14 protein-coding genes are annotated in these 17,789 nt (G+C 35.4%); 5 read left to right on the top strand and 9 right to left on the bottom strand.

The window, feature by feature from the left end; all coding sequences use genetic code 11:
- The first annotated feature begins 159 nt into the window (after nucleotides 1-159).
- Nucleotides 160-4,833 carry a fibronectin type III domain-containing protein gene (locus NZ698_RS13795; protein ID WP_263003780.1) on the top strand — a complete coding sequence of 1,558 codons (4,674 nt, stop codon included), beginning with the start codon at nucleotides 160-162 and terminating at the stop codon, nucleotides 4,831-4,833.
- Nucleotides 4,834-4,955: 122 nt separating this feature from the next.
- On the opposite strand, the gene coaE is transcribed toward NZ698_RS13795, so the two are convergent.
- The 3 genes from coaE to ruvB are packed head-to-tail and all read right to left on the bottom strand — an operon-like array spanning nucleotide 4,956 to nucleotide 7,535.
- Nucleotides 4,956-5,585 (bottom strand): dephospho-CoA kinase, encoded by a 630-nt coding sequence (coaE, locus tag NZ698_RS13790; RefSeq protein WP_263003778.1) that lies wholly within the window; start codon nucleotides 5,583-5,585, stop codon nucleotides 4,956-4,958.
- 3 nt (nucleotides 5,586-5,588) lie between these two features.
- Nucleotides 5,589-6,455, bottom strand: coding sequence for an MBL fold metallo-hydrolase (locus NZ698_RS13785; RefSeq protein WP_263003776.1), 867 nt, complete (start codon nucleotides 6,453-6,455; stop codon nucleotides 5,589-5,591).
- 57 nt (nucleotides 6,456-6,512) lie between these two features.
- A complete protein-coding gene (gene ruvB, locus NZ698_RS13780) occupies nucleotides 6,513-7,535 on the bottom strand; it encodes a Holliday junction branch migration DNA helicase RuvB (RefSeq protein ID WP_263003774.1) in 1,023 nt (340 codons plus the stop codon).
- A gap of 195 nt (nucleotides 7,536-7,730) precedes the next feature.
- Between ruvB and hutI the strand changes: the two genes are divergently transcribed.
- The 4 genes from hutI (at nucleotide 7,731) to NZ698_RS13760 (ending at nucleotide 12,412) form a co-directional block, all read left to right on the top strand.
- Nucleotides 7,731-8,972, top strand: a complete 1,242-nt coding sequence (gene hutI, locus NZ698_RS13775; protein ID WP_263003771.1) for an imidazolonepropionase — start codon at nucleotides 7,731-7,733, stop codon at nucleotides 8,970-8,972.
- On the top strand, nucleotides 8,959-10,068 hold the full coding sequence (locus tag NZ698_RS13770; protein WP_263003769.1) for a DUF695 domain-containing protein: 1,110 nt from the start codon (nucleotides 8,959-8,961) through the stop codon (nucleotides 10,066-10,068). Before hutI ends, NZ698_RS13770 begins: the two co-directional genes overlap by 14 nt.
- A 5-nt stretch (nucleotides 10,069-10,073) precedes the next feature.
- Nucleotides 10,074-10,988: a formimidoylglutamase gene (gene hutG / locus NZ698_RS13765; RefSeq protein WP_263003768.1), complete on the top strand. Its 915-nt coding sequence runs from the start codon at nucleotides 10,074-10,076 to the stop codon at nucleotides 10,986-10,988.
- Nucleotides 10,989-11,119: 131 nt separating this feature from the next.
- The gene (locus NZ698_RS13760) at nucleotides 11,120-12,412 is read left to right on the top strand and encodes an aldehyde dehydrogenase family protein (RefSeq protein WP_263003766.1); all 1,293 of its coding nucleotides are present in this window, start codon (nucleotides 11,120-11,122) and stop codon (nucleotides 12,410-12,412) included.
- Between the two features lie 59 nt (nucleotides 12,413-12,471).
- On the opposite strand, the gene pyk is transcribed toward NZ698_RS13760, so the two are convergent.
- From pyk to NZ698_RS13730, 6 genes are all read right to left on the bottom strand, one after another.
- Nucleotides 12,472-13,917, bottom strand: a complete 1,446-nt coding sequence (gene pyk, locus NZ698_RS13755) for a pyruvate kinase (RefSeq protein WP_263003764.1) — start codon at nucleotides 13,915-13,917, stop codon at nucleotides 12,472-12,474.
- A complete protein-coding gene (locus NZ698_RS13750; protein WP_263003762.1) occupies nucleotides 13,910-14,383 on the bottom strand; it encodes an IPExxxVDY family protein in 474 nt (157 codons plus the stop codon). Before NZ698_RS13750 ends, pyk begins: the two co-directional genes overlap by 8 nt.
- Nucleotides 14,361-15,125, bottom strand: a complete 765-nt coding sequence (gene rnc, locus NZ698_RS13745) for a ribonuclease III (protein ID WP_263003760.1) — start codon at nucleotides 15,123-15,125, stop codon at nucleotides 14,361-14,363. Before rnc ends, NZ698_RS13750 begins: the two co-directional genes overlap by 23 nt.
- A 10-nt stretch (nucleotides 15,126-15,135) precedes the next feature.
- Nucleotides 15,136-16,380 (bottom strand): beta-ketoacyl-ACP synthase II, encoded by a 1,245-nt coding sequence (fabF, locus tag NZ698_RS13740; RefSeq protein WP_263003758.1) that lies wholly within the window; start codon nucleotides 16,378-16,380, stop codon nucleotides 15,136-15,138.
- A 32-nt stretch (nucleotides 16,381-16,412) separates the two neighbouring features.
- Complete coding sequence (locus tag NZ698_RS13735; RefSeq protein WP_002976354.1) at nucleotides 16,413-16,652, bottom strand: acyl carrier protein; 240 nt, start codon at nucleotides 16,650-16,652, stop codon at nucleotides 16,413-16,415.
- Between the two features lie 899 nt (nucleotides 16,653-17,551).
- The gene (locus tag NZ698_RS13730; RefSeq protein ID WP_117584646.1) at nucleotides 17,552-17,722 is read right to left on the bottom strand and encodes a lmo0937 family membrane protein; all 171 of its coding nucleotides are present in this window, start codon (nucleotides 17,720-17,722) and stop codon (nucleotides 17,552-17,554) included.
- Nucleotides 17,723-17,789: the final 67 nt, after the last annotated feature.

The raw sequence follows: 17,789 nt of genomic DNA, 5'->3' as shown, positions 1-17,789 counted from the left end.
TAACGCCTATGACGAAATCGTTTACTTTTTTAATCCCTTTTCTGGTAACAGATTTTGAATTTCTTAATGAGAGAAGGTGTCTCAAACAATCACATTAATACACTAATTTATTAACTATGTATAAATCTTGTATTCTAATCTATTTAAATTATTAATAAGATGAAGAAAATTTTACTAATTTTTGCCCTTATAACGGCATTTATAACGAATGCGCAGGTAAGTTCTTACAGTTTTGCACAGTCCTCTGGAACCTATACTCCCTTAGGATCTTCTGCTACTGTTTTGGCAACTGCAGCGGGAACCAATTCGCTGGATGATGCTATTTATCCTGTGACTCTTCCATTCAATGTTTCGTTTAACAATATCAACTATTCTGCGTTAAATGTTTCAACCAATGGTTTTATAACATTTGGAGCAACAGCTCCCGGCACTACAAGTTATTCTCCTATATCTGGTACTGAAGCTTATACAGGCGCAGTTGCTGCATGGGGTAGAGACCTTAATGCTGTACTGAATATTGCAAGTATCAATGGAACAATCAGTTGGGGGGTTGAAGGTACCGCTCCTAACAGAGAAATTGTAATCCAATGGGCTGATTTTAGACCTGCTTACAGTACCGTAACAAGTGCTTATGCTTTTTCTTTTCAAATAAGATTAAGAGAAACTACTAAAACAATAGCAGTAGTATATAAGACTGGATCTTATGTATCTGGAACTACAGTAGTCAATAACACTGCACAAATCGGTTTGAGAGGTAATTCAAATGCTGATTTTAATAATCGTAATAATGCTACTACCGCACTTTTTACAGCTTCTACAGCTGGAACAGCGAATACTAGTACACAAGCATTTAATACTACTGCAGCGACTCCGGGAATGCCAACTGACGGACTTACTTATACGTGGACTCCTCCAAGTTGTTTTGCTCCATCAGGATTAGTTTCTGGTGCGACATCTCCTGTAACAGGATCGATTGGTTGGACTGCACCTACAACCCCACCTGCAAATGGATATGAATATATTGTATCAACTACAAATACAACACCACCAGCTACAACATCTGGTACAGCTACAACAGCTCTTACTGTGCCATTAAACAGTCTTGTTACCGGCACAACATATTATTTCTGGGTAAGATCTATTTGTTCTGCTACTGATAAAAGTGCATGGGTAGCGGGTCCTTCGTTCACTCCTGGTCAAATTGGTTCAGGTACAGCTTTTACAGGTAACTTACCAATATATTCTTGCTACGGTTATAATTATTCTCAGCAAATATATACTGCTGCTGAAGTTGGAGGAGCAATTGGTACAAATAATTATATTACTAAAATAAAATTCTTTGTTCAGGCTACCGCATCAACTCAGGCAAACTATAACCAATGGGTAGTTTACATGGGTAATACTACACAGGCAAATTTTGCAACAACAACTAGCTGGGTTCCTTTATCTGGAATGCAGCAGGTTTACGCAGGAACTTTACCTACTATGACAAGTGGTGCTTGGGTTGAACTTACATTAACGAGCCCGTTTGTTTGGAACGGTACTTCAAACATAGTTATTGCAGTTGATGAAAATGCAAGTGGTTATTCTTGTACGCAAAACTGGGGTAGTTATCCAGCAGGGACGAATAGAGGTATTCTTCATTATGATGATACTGTAAATGCAAGTCCTGGTGCACCACCTACTGCGACTTCTAGATATTCTGATATTCCAAGAATACAACTAGTTGCAGAACAATTGCAACCTTGTACAACGGCACCTCCTTCAAATATTACAATGGGACAGTTAACGCCAACAACGGCAACTGTTTCTTGGACTCCGTCTCTTGGAGCTACTTATGTTGTTAGATATAGAGCTGTCGGAAGTACTACTTGGACTACAGTTACATTGACAGCTCCGCTTTCAAGTAACTATACAATGACTGGACTTTTAGAATTAACAAATTACGAAGTTCAGATAGCTACAATTTGTGGTGGTACAACTGGAGCATTTTCTCCAAGTACAAACTTTACAACTCCAGCTGTTACTTATTGTACTTCTGGTCCTACAAGTACAACATTATATGAGTACATATCTAATGTAACAGTTGCTCCTACAGGATTTGCGCCAATGGTAAGTAACTCACTAAATCCGGCACCTGTTGCTCCTTTTTATTCAGATTATACCAATGATCCTGCAAGATTGATTACTTTAATCAGAGGAACATCAAATAATAGTATTTCTGCAACAAAGACTTGGCCTGGAACGCAGTATTCTGCTGGTACAAGAGCGTGGATAGATTTTAATAGAAATGGTATTTTTGGAGATAACGCTAATGAGTTAGTTCTTGATTCTCCTTCAAATACAACATCGGTAGTAAGTAATACAAATTTTACAGTTCCTACTGTAGCACAGGGTGCTTACGCAGGAAATCTAAATTTAAGGATGAGAGTAATCATTCAGGAAGGAGGTGTTCCTAGTCCGTGTGGTGGATTTACTTGGGGGGAAGTAGAAGATTATTCTGTTAAATTAATTGATTTGCAGCCATGTACAACAGCACCGCCATCAAACATCACTGTGACCAATATGACGTCTACAACAGCTTATGTTTCTTGGATGCCAACTGCAAATGCTACTTATAGAGTAAGATGGAGACAAATTGGTACAACTGCTTGGCAACCGCTAACACCTACACCAGGATATATTCAACTTCCTGCTGGACAAAGTTATTATACCATTACTGGTCTTACAGAACAGACGAATTATGAAGTTCAGGTCTTAACAATCTGTAATGGTACAAATGGTGCTTTTGGACCATCTGTTAACTTTACAACTCCACCGTTGACATATTGTCCAATGGTAGGAACAGGTACCAATGATTACATTTCAAATGTAAAAGTTACACCTGTGAACTTCCCGATTGTAAACAATACTTCTTTACAGACAAATTATATCAGTTATGCTACACCAGTAATCAATCTAGAAATTGGATCAACTGGAAATCAATTGTCTGTTTCTAAAGCTTGGCAAACGACAACTTATGCTGACGCAGTAGATGTATGGATTGATTGGAACAGAGATGGAACTTTTGCAGCTACTGAGAAAATCATGACCTCTGCATCAAGCACAACAACTCCGGTTACCACTACATTTGCAGTTCCTGCTACAGGTGTTTATACAGGACCTTACACTACAACAATGAGAGTTGCTCTTAAAAGAGGTAGTGCTTCAGTAATATGTGTTGATCCTGCGAATGGTGAAGTTGAAGATTATGCAGTAAAATTAAGACCTTGTAGTAATGTTGCTCCAACGAACGTAACAGTTACTCCTATTACTCATAACTCTGCAACAGTTAACTGGACTCCAGGATTAAATAATAATTCCTTCTTATTAGAATACAGAGCTGTTACGACTCCTGCTTCTGCATGGATTCCTATTAATGCTTCTGTTTTAGCAGGAAACCCTCCGGTACAATTGACAGGATTAACACCTGCTACGACTTATGAGGTAAGAATTGCAGCAGTTTGTGGTAGTGGTGGTGCAGGTGCTTATACACCTATCAAATTATTCACTACAAGATGTGATCCTACTCCTCCGAATGTAACTATCACAAACGTTACTTCAACTTCAGCAGTAGTTACCTGGAACCCTATTGTTCCTAGTGCAACATATTTAGTAAGATATAGAGTAGTTGGTACAACGACATGGATTAATGTTACAGCTCCGGCTCCTCCAGCAAACTCAGTAACACTTACAGGATTAAGTTCATATGTAACTTATGAAGTTCAGGTTGCTAATCAGTGTGTGGGTGAAACTACACCAAACCCATGGTCAAATCCTCAAGTATTTACTACTGTAAGAATTTGTGAAATTGCACCTCCGGGATTAACAATCACTACATTGACACCTACAAGTGCAGAAGTAGTTTGGGATGCCTTTACGGGTGCAGGAGCAACAGGAAGCTATGTTTTAAGATACAGAAAAGTAGGTATTCCAAGCTGGACGACTGTTACAGTTAATACAAATACTTACACAATCACAGGATTGTTAGAATTGACGAAATATGAAATGCAGGTTGCAAATGTTTGTTCGGGAACTCCGGGTAACTTTACACCTCCTTATTATTTCACAACACCAACAGTTGTTTACTGTCAAATGTCTGCCACTACTTCTGCAACTGAGTATATTTCAAAAGTAACGGCTACGCCAACTGGTAAACCTCAAATGACTAATATTACTCCAGCTTCAAATTACTCTGACTTTACAGGAGTTCCTGCTAAGTTTATTGAAATGATTCAGGGATCAAATGGTAACCAGATTACAATTGACAAAACACTGAGCAATGGTGATAAAGCGGGAGTAGCAGTTTGGATCGACTTCAACAGAAATGGTTATTTCGATATCAACGAAAGAATCATGGCTGACGGACCAAATACAAATCCTACAGCAAGCGCAACATTCAGTGTTCCTGCCGATGCATTTGTAAGCATGACAGATTACAAATATGTTGTAATGAGAGTGGCAATGCAGAAAGACGGAATTCCTGTAAATTGTACAAGCTTCCCGAATGGTGAAGTGGAAGATTATACAGTAAGAATTTCTAAACAAGCAGTTCCAAACGCAGTAAACCAAACGGAGATTTTAATATATCCGAATCCGGTAAGCACAGTTTTAAATGTAAAAAATATCAGCAAAAAAGCGAATTATAAAATTTACAGTGCAGCAGGACAAGTGATTTCAAGCGGCTTAATCTTAAACAACAAGATTGACGTAAGCAGACTAATTAATGGATTATATGTTATCGACATAGAAGACGTTATGGGTACTGTTCAGAAGAAATTTATTAAAGAATAATTAATAACTTCTAAATATAATAGAATAAGCTCTCAGAAATGAGAGCTTATTTTTTTCTATGTTAAGAAGTATCAACAAAAAAACTCGCAGATTAATCTGCGAGTTTTTTGTTTAATTAAGAACTATTCAATTTCAAAAATTACTTTTTCGGTTTGCTCCCGTAAATCATCAATATTGGTATTGTTGTAAATGACACAATCTGCTAATTTTATTTTATCCTTTTCGGGCATTTGATTACTCATGACAGATTCGACTTCCCGATATGTTTTTCCGTCTCTGTCCATTACTCTTTTAATTCTGATATTATCTTCAGCGGTCACAAGAAGAGATTTGTAACACTGTAGATGAAGTTTTAATTCAAATAATAAAGCAGTTTCTTTGAAAACAAGATATTTCGTTTGTTGAGACACCCATTCTTCAAAATCAAGGCGAACTGCAGGATGAATGATTTCGTTGAGTTGATTTAATAATTCATCATTATTAAAGACTTTTTCACCAACAAATTTTCTGTTATATAACCCATTTTGATCATAAGAATCACTGCCTAAAAGATTTTTAATTCTCTGCTTAAGATCTTCATTATCATTCACGATGGTTTTAGCTCTCACATCCGAATAATAAACCGGAAAACCGCAATCTTCTATAAACTTTGCAACAGTGGTTTTTCCAGAGCCAATTCCGCCGGTAAGACCTATGATCTTTGGGGCAGGATCGGGTTCCGCTTTTTTTGTTTCTATATTTAATTCTTCCATAATTTAATAACCAAAAACTTCATTAAAGCTAAATGTTTCATCCAATCTTACACCTTTTTCGGTCATTTTAAGGCTTGCCAATTCATTATGGGCATCATGTTCAAAAAATAGGAGATAATCATTATCTACACACTGTTTTAGAAATTTAGCTTTCTCTTCAACCGTTAATAAAGGTCTTGTATCATATCCCATTACATACACTTGCGGAATATGTCCTGCAGTCGGAATCAAGTCTGCTGCAAAAACAATCGTCTTTTCCTGATACTGTATCACGGGAAGCATTTGCTTTTCGGTGTGACCATCAACAAAGATAACATCCATTTTAAGTTCCGGCGTAAAACCATAGTTTCCGTTAGCTGGAAGTGGTAAGAACCCTAATTGACCACTTTCCTGAATAGGCAGTATATTTTCCTTTAAAAAACTTGCTTTCTCTCTTGCATTTGGTTCAGTTGCCCATTTCCAGTGATTTTCGTTGGTCCAGAACTGAGCATTTTTAAAGGCAGGTCTATAGCCAGATTTATCATCATTCCATTCGATAGCTCCTCCACAATGGTCAAAATGTAAGTGAGTCAGGAAAACATCGGTGATATCTTCTTTTACAAAGCCATATTTTTTTAAATTTTTATCTAAATTATCATCGCCCCAAAGCGAATAATGACCAAAGAATTTATCATCTTGCTTATTTCCGAGACCGCAGTCCACAAGAATCAATTTTTTTCCGTCTTCAATTAATAAAGATCGGGTTCCTAATTCAATTAAGTTTCTTTCGTCTGCAGGATTGGTTTTTTCCCACAGACTTTTCGGGACGACTCCAAACATCGCTCCACCGTCGAGCTTAAATTTTCCGCATTGGATAGGATATAGCTTCATATAATATTTGTTTTTTTTAATGTATAGTTTCTTTAAATGATTCCAATTTAAACTTATTTAAAAAAGCTCTCCCGGATTTCTAGGTATTGCAATATTCAGATGACGATACGCTTTTTCAGTAACTTCACGTCCTCTTGGAGTTCTGATAATAAACCCTTCCTGAATTAAAAACGGCTCGTAAACTTCTTCTAAAGTTTCAGGGTTCTCGGCAATGGATGTTGCCAGAGCAGAAATTCCTACAGGTTTTCCTTTGAAATTTTCAATCATTACGCGCATGATTTTGTTGTCCATTTCATCTAAACCAAATTCGTCTACATTTAAAGAATTCAAAGCGTACGTTGTAATGTTGATTTCAATTTCTCCATTTCCTTTAATCTCTGCAAAATCACGAACTCTTCTCAATAATGCATTGGCAATTCTTGGCGTACCGCGACTTCTTCTTGCAATTTCAATTGCGGCATCTTCATAAATCGTCACACCCAAAACTCTTGCACTTCGGATAATAATGGTGGAGAGAAGTTCTATCGAATAATATTCTAATCTGCTCTGGATCCCAAATCTTGCCAACATTGGTTTTGTCAGCATTCCGCTTCTGGTAGTTGCACCAACTAAGGTAAAAGGATTTAAACTGATCTGAACACTTCTCGCATTGGGACCAGTTTCGAGCATAATATCGATTTTATAATCTTCCATTGCAGAATAAAGATATTCTTCGACAATGGGAGAAAGTCGGTGGATTTCATCAATAAAAAGAACATCGTTTTCTTCCAAATTGGTAAGAAGTCCGGCTAAACTTCCTGGTTTATCCAATACAGGACCGGAAGTAATTTTACAGTTTACTCCCAATTCATTTGCTATAATATTGGATAAAGTTGTTTTTCCTAAACCTGGAGGACCGTGCAAAAGAACATGGTCAAGTGCGCCACCACGATTCTTTGCGGCAGCGACAAAAACTTCAAGATTTTCTAGCGTTTTTCTCTGTCCTGCAAAATCTTTAAAACTTTGCGGACGAATTTTCTCTTCCTGTACGAGTTCGTGATCGGAATAATTTTCCTTATCAGGATGTAAAAAATCTGGCATTAATTCATTTCATTTACCTCAAAGATAACAAATTTAGGTTTAGCTGAGACTGAGATTGAGGAAATTTCTCCCTGATTTTACGGTTACAAGTCTGAAGACACATGATTTAGCAAATTGATATATTTTAAGTAATTTTGAGAAAGAAAAATTCAGCGTTGCGGATTTGGCCTCAACCTCAATCTTAACCTTAATTTAATGAAATTAATTGGACCTTTCAAGCAGGTGGTAACACTTGCCAATCTTCCTTTAAGAGGAGTACTTTCTGACGAACAACTCGAAATTATTATTGATGGAGGAATTTTAGTCATCGACAATAAAATTGAAAAAGTCGGAAACTTTGAAACTTTAAAGTCTGAACATCAAAATGTAGAAATTGAAACAATTGAAGGCGAACAAATCGTTCTTCCTGCATTTGTAGATTCTCATACCCATATTTGTTTCGGAGGAAATCGTGCTAATGATTTTGCGATGAGAAATGCCGGCAAAACTTATCTGGAGATTGCCGAAAGCGGCGGAGGAATCTGGAGCTCCGTTCAACATACCAGAAATGCTTCCGAAGAAGAATTATTAAAAACATTACTCGAAAGAATCAATATTTTAATTGATTTAGGAATTACAACTATTGAAGTAAAAAGCGGATACGGATTAGACGTTGAAAATGAATTGAAAATGCTTCGAATCATCAAAGAAGCTCAGTCTCAAACTCAGGCAACATTAGTTCCGACCTGTCTTTCTGCACATTTGAAACCAAGAGATTTTGAAGGCGACAATAAAGCATATTTAGATTATATTTTAAATGAAATTTTACCCAAAGTAAAAGAAGAGAACTTATCAAATCGCGTTGATATTTTCATTGAAAAATCTGCGTTTCAGCCGGAAGAAAGTAAAGAATTTTTATTGAAAACTAAAGATTTAGGTTTCGAAATTACTGTTCACGCTGATCAGTTTACACCCGGAAGTTCAAGAATTGCCGTTGAAGTTGGAGCGCAATCTGCTGATCATTTGGAAGCTACAGTTGATGACGATATTGAGTTTTTAGCTCAGTCAAATACCGTTGCAACTGCACTTCCGGGTGCAAGTTTAGGATTGGGTGAAAAATTCACTCCGGCAAGGAAATTATTGGATGCAGGTGCAATTTTAGCAATTGCAAGTGACTGGAATCCGGGTTCTGCTCCCATGGGAAATTTGATTACGCAAGCTTCAATTTTAGCAACATATGAAAAACTGACAACGGCAGAAGTTTTAGCTGGAATGACTTTCCGTTCGGCTTTTGCACTTGGTCTGGAAGATAGAGGAAGATTGGAAAATGGATTAAAAGCAGATTTTGTTTCTTTTAAAACTGATAATTTCCAAAATGTATTATATAATCAGGGAAGTTTGAAAGCTGAAAATGTTTTTATAAATGGCGTAAAAGTAAAGAAAGATGGGAATATTTGATCGAGTGTTCGGAAAAAAAGAAGACAATTCTAATCTTGAAATTCTAACTTATCAGGATTTTTGGGATTGGTTTTTAACTAAAGAAAAAGAATTTGAGGCAGTTGTAAAAAACCGCATAAACATTGAGAAAGATTTTTTTGAAATCATCTCTCCAAACCTTCACCAAATTAACGAAGGATTTTATTTTCTTGCAGGAATAAGTGACGATGATAAAGTAGATTTTATCGTTACTGCAGAAGGTGAAATTAAAAATATTGTTTTCGTTGAAGAACTTATTGATGCTGCTCCAACATTAGAAAATTGGAAATTTACCGCTTTAAAACCAGAAATGAATTTAGATAGCGGAATTAGAATGGAAGATCACGAATTTACAACTGGAAACATATTTTTCTACGCCAACGAAATAGAAAATTATCCCGACGAGATTGATATCACCTTTGTTTATGAAAATTTGAATAACGAAAATAAAGATTCTGTTGTAAACGGAGTTTGCATCTTTTTAGATAATTTTTTAGGTGAACTCAATTTTGCCACTCAGATCGATACATTTAATGTCATCGGGAAAGATGAAGCAACACAAGAACTTATTCCTGTAAGTAAATTGAAAGATTATTTGCAGTGGAGAGAACGTGAATTTACAGAAAAGTATAAAAACATAAAAAATTTCGACGAAGAGGAAAAGTTTTCCATTTTTGAAGCGAGTTTACACAACGGTCTTCCGCTTATTGCAGCAATTAATACATCACTTTTAGAGTATGACTCAAAAGCTTCTTATTCGTGGATTTCGGTTTTGAAAACTCACTACAACGGTGAAAACAATAATGGACTTCCGGAGAAAAATGACTATGAAAGATTAAGTGATATCGAAGAAAAATTAATCGAAGAACTTAAAAATGAAAACGGACATTTGTACATTGGCAGGGAAAGTGCAGATAATGTAAAGGAAACTTATTTTGCAAGCAAAGATTTCAGAGAGCCATCCAAAATTTTCAGAAAGATAATGAAAGATTATCCTGAATATAAAATGTCTCTCGAAATTTACAAAGACAAATACTGGCAAAGTTTCGAACGCTATAATATCAATCAAAATATATAAAAAATATGATCTGGCAAGGAAGATTAGACGGAGAAGAACTACTATTTCACAGACTTTTTCAGCGGGTGCGGGAAGCAGAAAACCATGATCTTGTTATAACTAATGATTTCGTTTTACACGGTTTTGCAGTGGATGAGGGTGTAAGAAGAAATAAAGGCAGAGTAGGAGCGAAAGATGCTCCGGATATTATCAGAAAAAATATGGCTAATTTTCCTGTCATCATGCCGGATTTTTCCATGCTTGATTTTGGAAATATTACTTGTGAAGATGGTGATTTAGAAAAAGCTCAAACTACACTTGCAGAAAATGTTTCTCAGGTTTTGGCTAAAGGAGCAAAATCTATGGTTTTGGGAGGCGGTCACGAAGTGACTTTTGCCCACTATTCCGGGATTAGAAATGCTTTTCCTGATAAGAAAATAGGAATCATTAATATCGATGCTCATTTTGACAACCGAAGACCGGAAGATGGAGTAGGAGCTAGTTCAGGAACGGGATTCTGGCAAATTGCACAGGAAGAAAATAACCATACTTTGCATATTGGGATCCAAAGAAATTCAAATACTTTAAAATTATTTGATACAGCTCATCAATTAGGGATGAAATATATATTAGCAGACGAAATATTTTTTGAAAATCTTCCTTCAGTCTATGAGCGTATTACTGAACTTATTGAATCAGTTGATGTTTTATATCTGACTATTTGTATGGATGTTTTTAATGCTTCAATCGCTCCAGGAGTTTCTGCTGCTGCTTACAACGGACTGTTCACAGATGCTGCTTTTATGCACTTTTATAAACATATTTTGAAAAGTGAAAAGCTTGTTGGTTTGGATGTTGCGGAAGTAAATCCTCAATTTGATATTCAGGAAAGAACAGCGAGATTAGCTGCTAGTTTGGTGAATGAGTGGTTTATGATTTAAATGGCAAATTTACTCAATAGAAATTATCATTTTTTTAAATATAACTAAGGAACATATTTTGTTGCTTTTACTCATGCTTTATCTAAAAGCAGAAAATTCATTTTTTTGAATTTTTTAAATGAAATTATTACATGGAACACTCAATAGAAACCAAACTTATAAAAGCTGATAAAGCTTTTAAACAGTGGAAAAATGTATCTTTTGCAGACAGACAAAAATTAATTGCAAAGGCTGCCGAATTATTTAAATCTAAATCTGAAGAATTCGGAGAAATCATTACCAAAGAAATGAATAAGCCCATTTCACAATCTATTTCAGAAGTAGAAAAATGTGCTTTAATGATGAATTATTATGCAGAAGCTGATAACGTTTTACAACCAGAAAAAATAGAATCTGAATATGCGATTTCAGAAATTCATTATGTACCGAAAGGTGTCATTCTAGGGGTAATGCCCTGGAATTTTCCTTTCTGGCAGGTTCTACGATTTGCAACCCCGGCAATTTTAGCAGGAAATACTGTCGTCTTAAAACATGCATCAATCTGTTTCGGAAGCGGAAATGCAATTGAAAAGATATTTGTGGAAGCGGGTTTTCCTGAAGGTGTTTTTCAGAATTTAGAAGTTGGACATAAAGAAGTGAAAGAAATTCTTGAACATCCAATTATTAAGGGTGTAAGTCTTACCGGAAGCGAAAAAGCAGGAGCCGAAGTGGCATCAATTGCCGGACAGAAAATTAAAAAATCTTTGCTTGAACTAGGAGGAAGCGATGCTTTTATAGTGTTAGATGATGCAGATTTAGATGAAGCAGCAAAAGTTGGTGCTTTGGCAAGACTTCAAAATTGCGGACAAACCTGTGTAGCTGCAAAAAGATTTATTATTCAGAAAGATATAGAATTTGATTTCTTACCTAAATTTATCGAAGAGTATAAAAAATATATTCCCGCTGATCCGATGAATAAGGAAACGAAATTAGCAGGAATGGCAAGAGCTGATTTGGCGGATGATTTAGAAAAACAATATCAAAAAGCTTTGGATAATGGAGCAGAAGCTATCATTCCTTTGGAAAGAATTTCTGATACTGAATTTAATCCCGGACTAGTTAGTGTGAAAGAAGGAAATCCTATTCTACAGGAAGAATTATTTGGTCCGCTCGGAATGGTCATGATTGCTGATAATGATGACAAAGCTTTAGAAATGGCAAACAATATTTCTTTCGGGCTTTCAAACTCAGTCTGGACAAAGAATAAAGATCGTCAACAATTTTTCATCAACGGTTTAGAGTCAGGAACGGTGAATATTAACAGAATGACGAGTTCTGATCCAAGATTTCCGTTCGGAGGTACAAAGTCTTCAGGATATGGAACAGAGCTATCTCTATTAGCTTTAAAGGAGTTTGTCACCGCAAAGACTATTTTAGGAAAATAAGAAAGAAGACAAAAAAAACTCTCGAGAACATCGAGAGTTTTTGCTTTATGAGTGAGAGATTAAACAGTTGTTAATCTTAAAGTATTCGTTTTTCCTCCTTCGTAAGATGGAGTAGCGTTGATGTTGATTACAAAATCTCCGGTCTCAATATAACCATGATTATGAGTCAGCATATTCACCTGAATAATCGTTTCGTCAGTAGATTTATTCATATCATAATAATAAGCACGAACTCCCCAAAGTAAATTCAGCATCGTGATCACTCTTCGGTTTGAACTGTAAACAATGATGTGAGAATTGGGTCTGTGAGCAGAAATCTGGAATGCTGTATATCCTGAATTCGTTAAAGTAACAATCGCAGAAACATTTGTACTCTTAGCAATTCTTACCGCTGCAAGACATACTCTATTCGTGATAAATCTTTCGTCAATACAGTTGAAATCTTTTTCGATCGGTTCATTTTTATGTTGGTAAAAATTAGTCTGCTCAATATTCTGAACGATTTTCGCCATATTTTCAACCACCTGAATTGGATATCTACCTACAGAAGTCTCACCTGAAAGCATTACTGCATCAGCACCATCAAGTACAGAGTTAGCAACATCATTTACTTCTGCTCTTGTCGGGGTTAAACTATTAATCATCGTTTCCATCATCTGTGTAGCGATAATTACAGGCTTAGAATAGAATCTTGCCTTCTCAACCAAAGTTTTCTGAATAGCAGGAACTTCTTCCATCGGAACTTCTACACCAAGGTCTCCACGGGCAACCATAATTGCATCACATTCCAAAAGAATCTGGTCAATATTTTTTACACCTTCCGGCTTTTCAATTTTTGCGATGATCGGAGTTTTCAATTTTCCGTTCGGGTGCTTAGACATCAATTCTTTCAAATCGATAATATCCTGTGCATGACGTACGAATGAAAGAGCGATCCAGTCAACTTCCATGTCGAGCATAAAGTTGGCATCCAGAATATCTTTTTCCGTCAAAGCAGGAAGTGATACGTTCGTATTAGGAAGATTAACTCCTTTTTTAGAACTCAATGGTCCACCCTGAATTGTTTTTGCCTTTACAGTGTCAATATTATTAGTTTCAAGAACTTCCAAAACCAATTTACCGTCATCGATCAAAATTCTTTCCCCTACTCTTACATCCTGAGGAAATTGCTGATAAGTCATAAAAACTTTCGTAGAATCTCCCTCAATCTTTTCATTTGTGAATGTTAAAACATCACCTGGATTTAAGTATGATCCTTCTTTTACAACACCCACTCTTAGTTTTGGACCTTGTAAATCGGCAAGAATTCCAACAGAATATCCGTATTCTTTATTAAGATCTCTAATGGTTTGAATATTTGTACGAACCAAGTCGTAATCAGCGTGTGAAAAATTTATTCTAAATACGTCAACACCAGCTTTCATCAATCCTAACATAACTTCCTTTGAAGAGGAAGCGGGTCCAAGCGTTGCGATAATTTTTGTTTTCTTTAAATACTTATTCATAATACTGTATTATTTGATAAAGTTCTTCTTCAGAACTCAAATTGTAATCTTGAATCGGAAACACAAGATTTTCAGGCAGCAAAATTACGGAAAAATCAGTGAATTGTTCCGGACTATGCAGAATATATTCTACTTCTGTCTGATTAATTAATAAAAATTTAATGTTTTCTTCTTCTGAGAAGAGTTCAGTTTGTAACTTTTTTTGTTTACTTTCTGATGATTTGTTTGAAATAAAAGTGAAGCAAGTCTTTGTAAACTTGTGGTATGCTTCAAATCTTGGAAAATAATAATCATAATATACGCCGTGAAAAACGAGATCTTTAATTCTCGAAAATGTAAGATCGTTACTTTGATTAATTTTAAAAAAAAACTCGTGATCGGGTATATTTTTGGCTAATCTTACCAAACCTATGGTAATATCTTCAAATTCTATATCGTCAAGATCATACAGTTTTTGGATTTCCAAGAATATTTTCTTTTTTATTTAAAATATAAAATGCTCTCTGCGCCGCTTTTTCTTCAGCTTTCTTTTTGGAAGTTTCTGTTGCATTGGCAATTTTTTCTTCACCCAACCAAACATGACAGCGGAAAACAATGCTTTTGTTCACCTGAATTTCTTCACAGGTTTCATATTTGATGTTGAGTTTTTTCTTTTGACTCCATTCAAGCAGAAGACCTTTATAGCTTACAATTTTATTTTCAAGCTTATTGATTTCTGAGGGAGTCAAGAGTCTTTCCAATACGATTCTTTTGCATGTATCATATTGAAAATCAAGATAAACGGCACCAACTAATGCTTCAAAGAGATTACCTGAAATGTTTTCTCCTAAAGCAGCAGAATTGTTGTTTTTTTGTAAAAGATCGGTAAGTTTTAAATCTTCTCCTAATTTATTCAGATTCTTCCTATTTACAATTTTAGACTTCATCTGCGTCATATATCCTTCGTTACCTTTAGGATAAGTGCTGAACAAATGACATGAAACAATTGTACCCAAAACAGAATCTCCCAAAAACTCAAGTCTTTCGTAGTTGCTGTCCTGATTTTTAGAAGAACTTTTAATAGAAAAAGCTTCACGGTAAAAGTTGATATTCTGAACAGGGATGCCTAAAATTTTATTAAGCTCAATGCTCAGGAAATAATCTCTTTCCGTTAATACTTTTTTTCTTTGTTTGAGAAGGAATTTAGAAAAGTATTTCTGTAACTCCATTCAGTAATAATTAGATTTTCTTGAATAGAACGCAAGCGTTGTGTCCACCAAACCCGAAAGTGTTACTCATAGCTACTTTCACATCTTTCTTTACAGCTTTATTGAATGTAAAATCCAATCGGCTGTCGATTTTTTCATCATCAGTAAAGTGATTGATCGTTGGAGGAACAATACCGTGGATAATAGATCCCAAAGCAGCAATAGCCTCAATAACTCCGGCTGCACCCAAAAGGTGACCTGTCATTGATTTTGTAGAATTAATCTGAATGTCATAAGCATGCTCACCAAATAATTTTGAAATTGCGCTAGATTCTGCGAGATCTCCTAATGGAGTAGAGGTACCATGCATATTGATGTGGTCTACTTCATCAGCAGTTAATTCTGCATCTTCCAAGCAATTTTTCATTACTAAATAAGCTCCTAAACCTTCAGGATGTGGTGCCGTCATGTGGTGTGCATCTGCACTCATACCGCCACCTAATAATTCTGCATATATTGTTGCACCGCGCTTTACAGCGTGTTCATATTCTTCAAGAATGATTGCTCCTGCACCTTCACCCAGTACAAAACCATCTCTGTCTTTGTCAAAGGGTCTTGAAGCAGTAAGAGGATCTTCATTTCTTGTCGAAAGTGCCATCATTGCATTGAAACCGCCAACGCCACTTGCTGTAACGGCAGCTTCTGAGCCTCCGCAAACAATAACGTCTGCCTTTCCTAGCTGGATCAGCATTTTAGAATCAATCAATGCATTTGCAGATGAAGCACAAGCAGAAACCGTAGTATAATTGGGACCGTGGAAACCATATTCTATTGAAATATGTCCCGGAGTGATGTCCGCAATCATTTTAGGAATAAAAAATGGGTTGAATCTCGGGATATCTGTATTTGCCCACCCTAAAACCTCAGTTTCAAAAGTTTCTAAACCACCAATTCCGGAACCCCAGATTACTCCGACTCTGTTTTTATCTACATTGTCTTCCATAATCCTTGAATGCGCAACTGCTTCTCTTGCAGCTACCATACCAAGTTGGGTGTTACGATCCATTTTTTTAGCATCTTTTTTGTCAAAATGATCTAATGGATCGAAGTTTTTCACCTCGCAAGCAAACCTTGTTTTAAAGTTTGTGGCATCAAAAAGAGTAATCGGAGCGGCTCCGCTCTCGCCTTTTACAAGACTTTCCCAGTATTCATTCGCATTATTACCGATGGGTGTTAAGGCGCCAAAACCGGTTACAACTACTCTTTTTAATTCCATAAACTTTGTAAATTTTCCTTTGTTGAAGAATATTATTTATTTACTACTTCTTCAATGTAAGCAATAGCGTGCCCTACAGTAGTAATTTTTTCAGCTTGGTCATCAGGGATCTGAATGTTAAATTCTTTTTCAAATTCCATGATTAACTCAACGGTATCAAGTGAGTCAGCTCCTAAATCATTTGTGAAGCTAGCCTCTGGAGTTACCTCTGTTTCTTCAACGTCAAGCTTATCAGCGATGATAGCTTTTACTCTTGATGCAATGTCTGACATAGTAAATTATTTTTTTAATTGTTAGATTGTGCAAATATATAAAATTCTTTACGATAAAACATTTTTTTAGTCTTTTTTGTCGATCAATACCGCTTATTTTATTGTCTCAGACTTTAGTATTTTAGTTTTCAGGTGTTTATCATTTAATTTAAATCTATTCGATGGAAATGATATTTTAGTTTTTTAAATATCAAAACATTTTAGTTTAAATTTTTATTAAAATTTGATCCAAAAACAAATTTTCTAGACGTATTAATGTATCTGAATTGATATTTTGCATTGAAATATTGTGAAAAACTTTACTTTTAAATTTAATTTAGCGAGTCTTCTATTTAATTCTAAAGCATTTAAGATTTTATGAAAAATGTCTTTAATCATCAAACTGCCGAGATGTAATTTTCGACTTTTGAAAAATATGATAAGCTATGTTTATTATATGTATAGAGAAGGTTGGGAAGAGTTTTAATTAGTCTAATATTATTAAGCTGAATTATATCATTATCATTGATTGGGTAACCAATATTAAGTTTATCAAATTCTGTATGTGACAATCCTTGATTTTAAAACGTAATGTCTATTTTCACAAAGGAGTATAGAGTATAAACCTTCTAAAATAATTATTTTCTAAAGTTTTTTTAATTTAAATATATTTCTGGAAGAACAAGTATGATCAGATTTGAGTATTATGAGATGCTTATAATACCAAACTGATTGCGATTCTGGACAAAGGTTATTCTCGATTACCCAGTATGCGATGGATGGAGAATTACGTGTTCTGGTTTACCTGATGCAGAACAGAGGATACTAAAGTAAATTTTAATTTTTACTTATTCTTCCAAAAAAAAATACCAACAGAAACTGCTGGTATTTTTTTCTTTAAATAGTTTTAGTTTGATTTATTAATCAAGCGGTTTTCTGCCGCTAATAATATTGTAAAGTACTACAATAATAGCGATTACCAACAATACATGTACTAAAGAACTTGTACCAATTCCCGGAACAACATTTAGCATTCCTAGAAGCCAAACGATGATACAAATAACTGCGACTAACCATAGTAAACTTCTCATAATAATAATTTTTTAGGTGTTATACTTTAGTATTAGCATATACTGTGCCTTTTTTAAATTGAGATTA

Origin of the sequence: Chryseobacterium edaphi, assembly GCF_025628985.1 — a bacterium.
GTDB lineage: Bacteria > Bacteroidota > Bacteroidia > Flavobacteriales > Weeksellaceae > Chryseobacterium > Chryseobacterium edaphi.
Note: the sequence above shows the minus strand (reverse complement) of the source record. Positions and strands in the feature narration are given on the sequence as shown.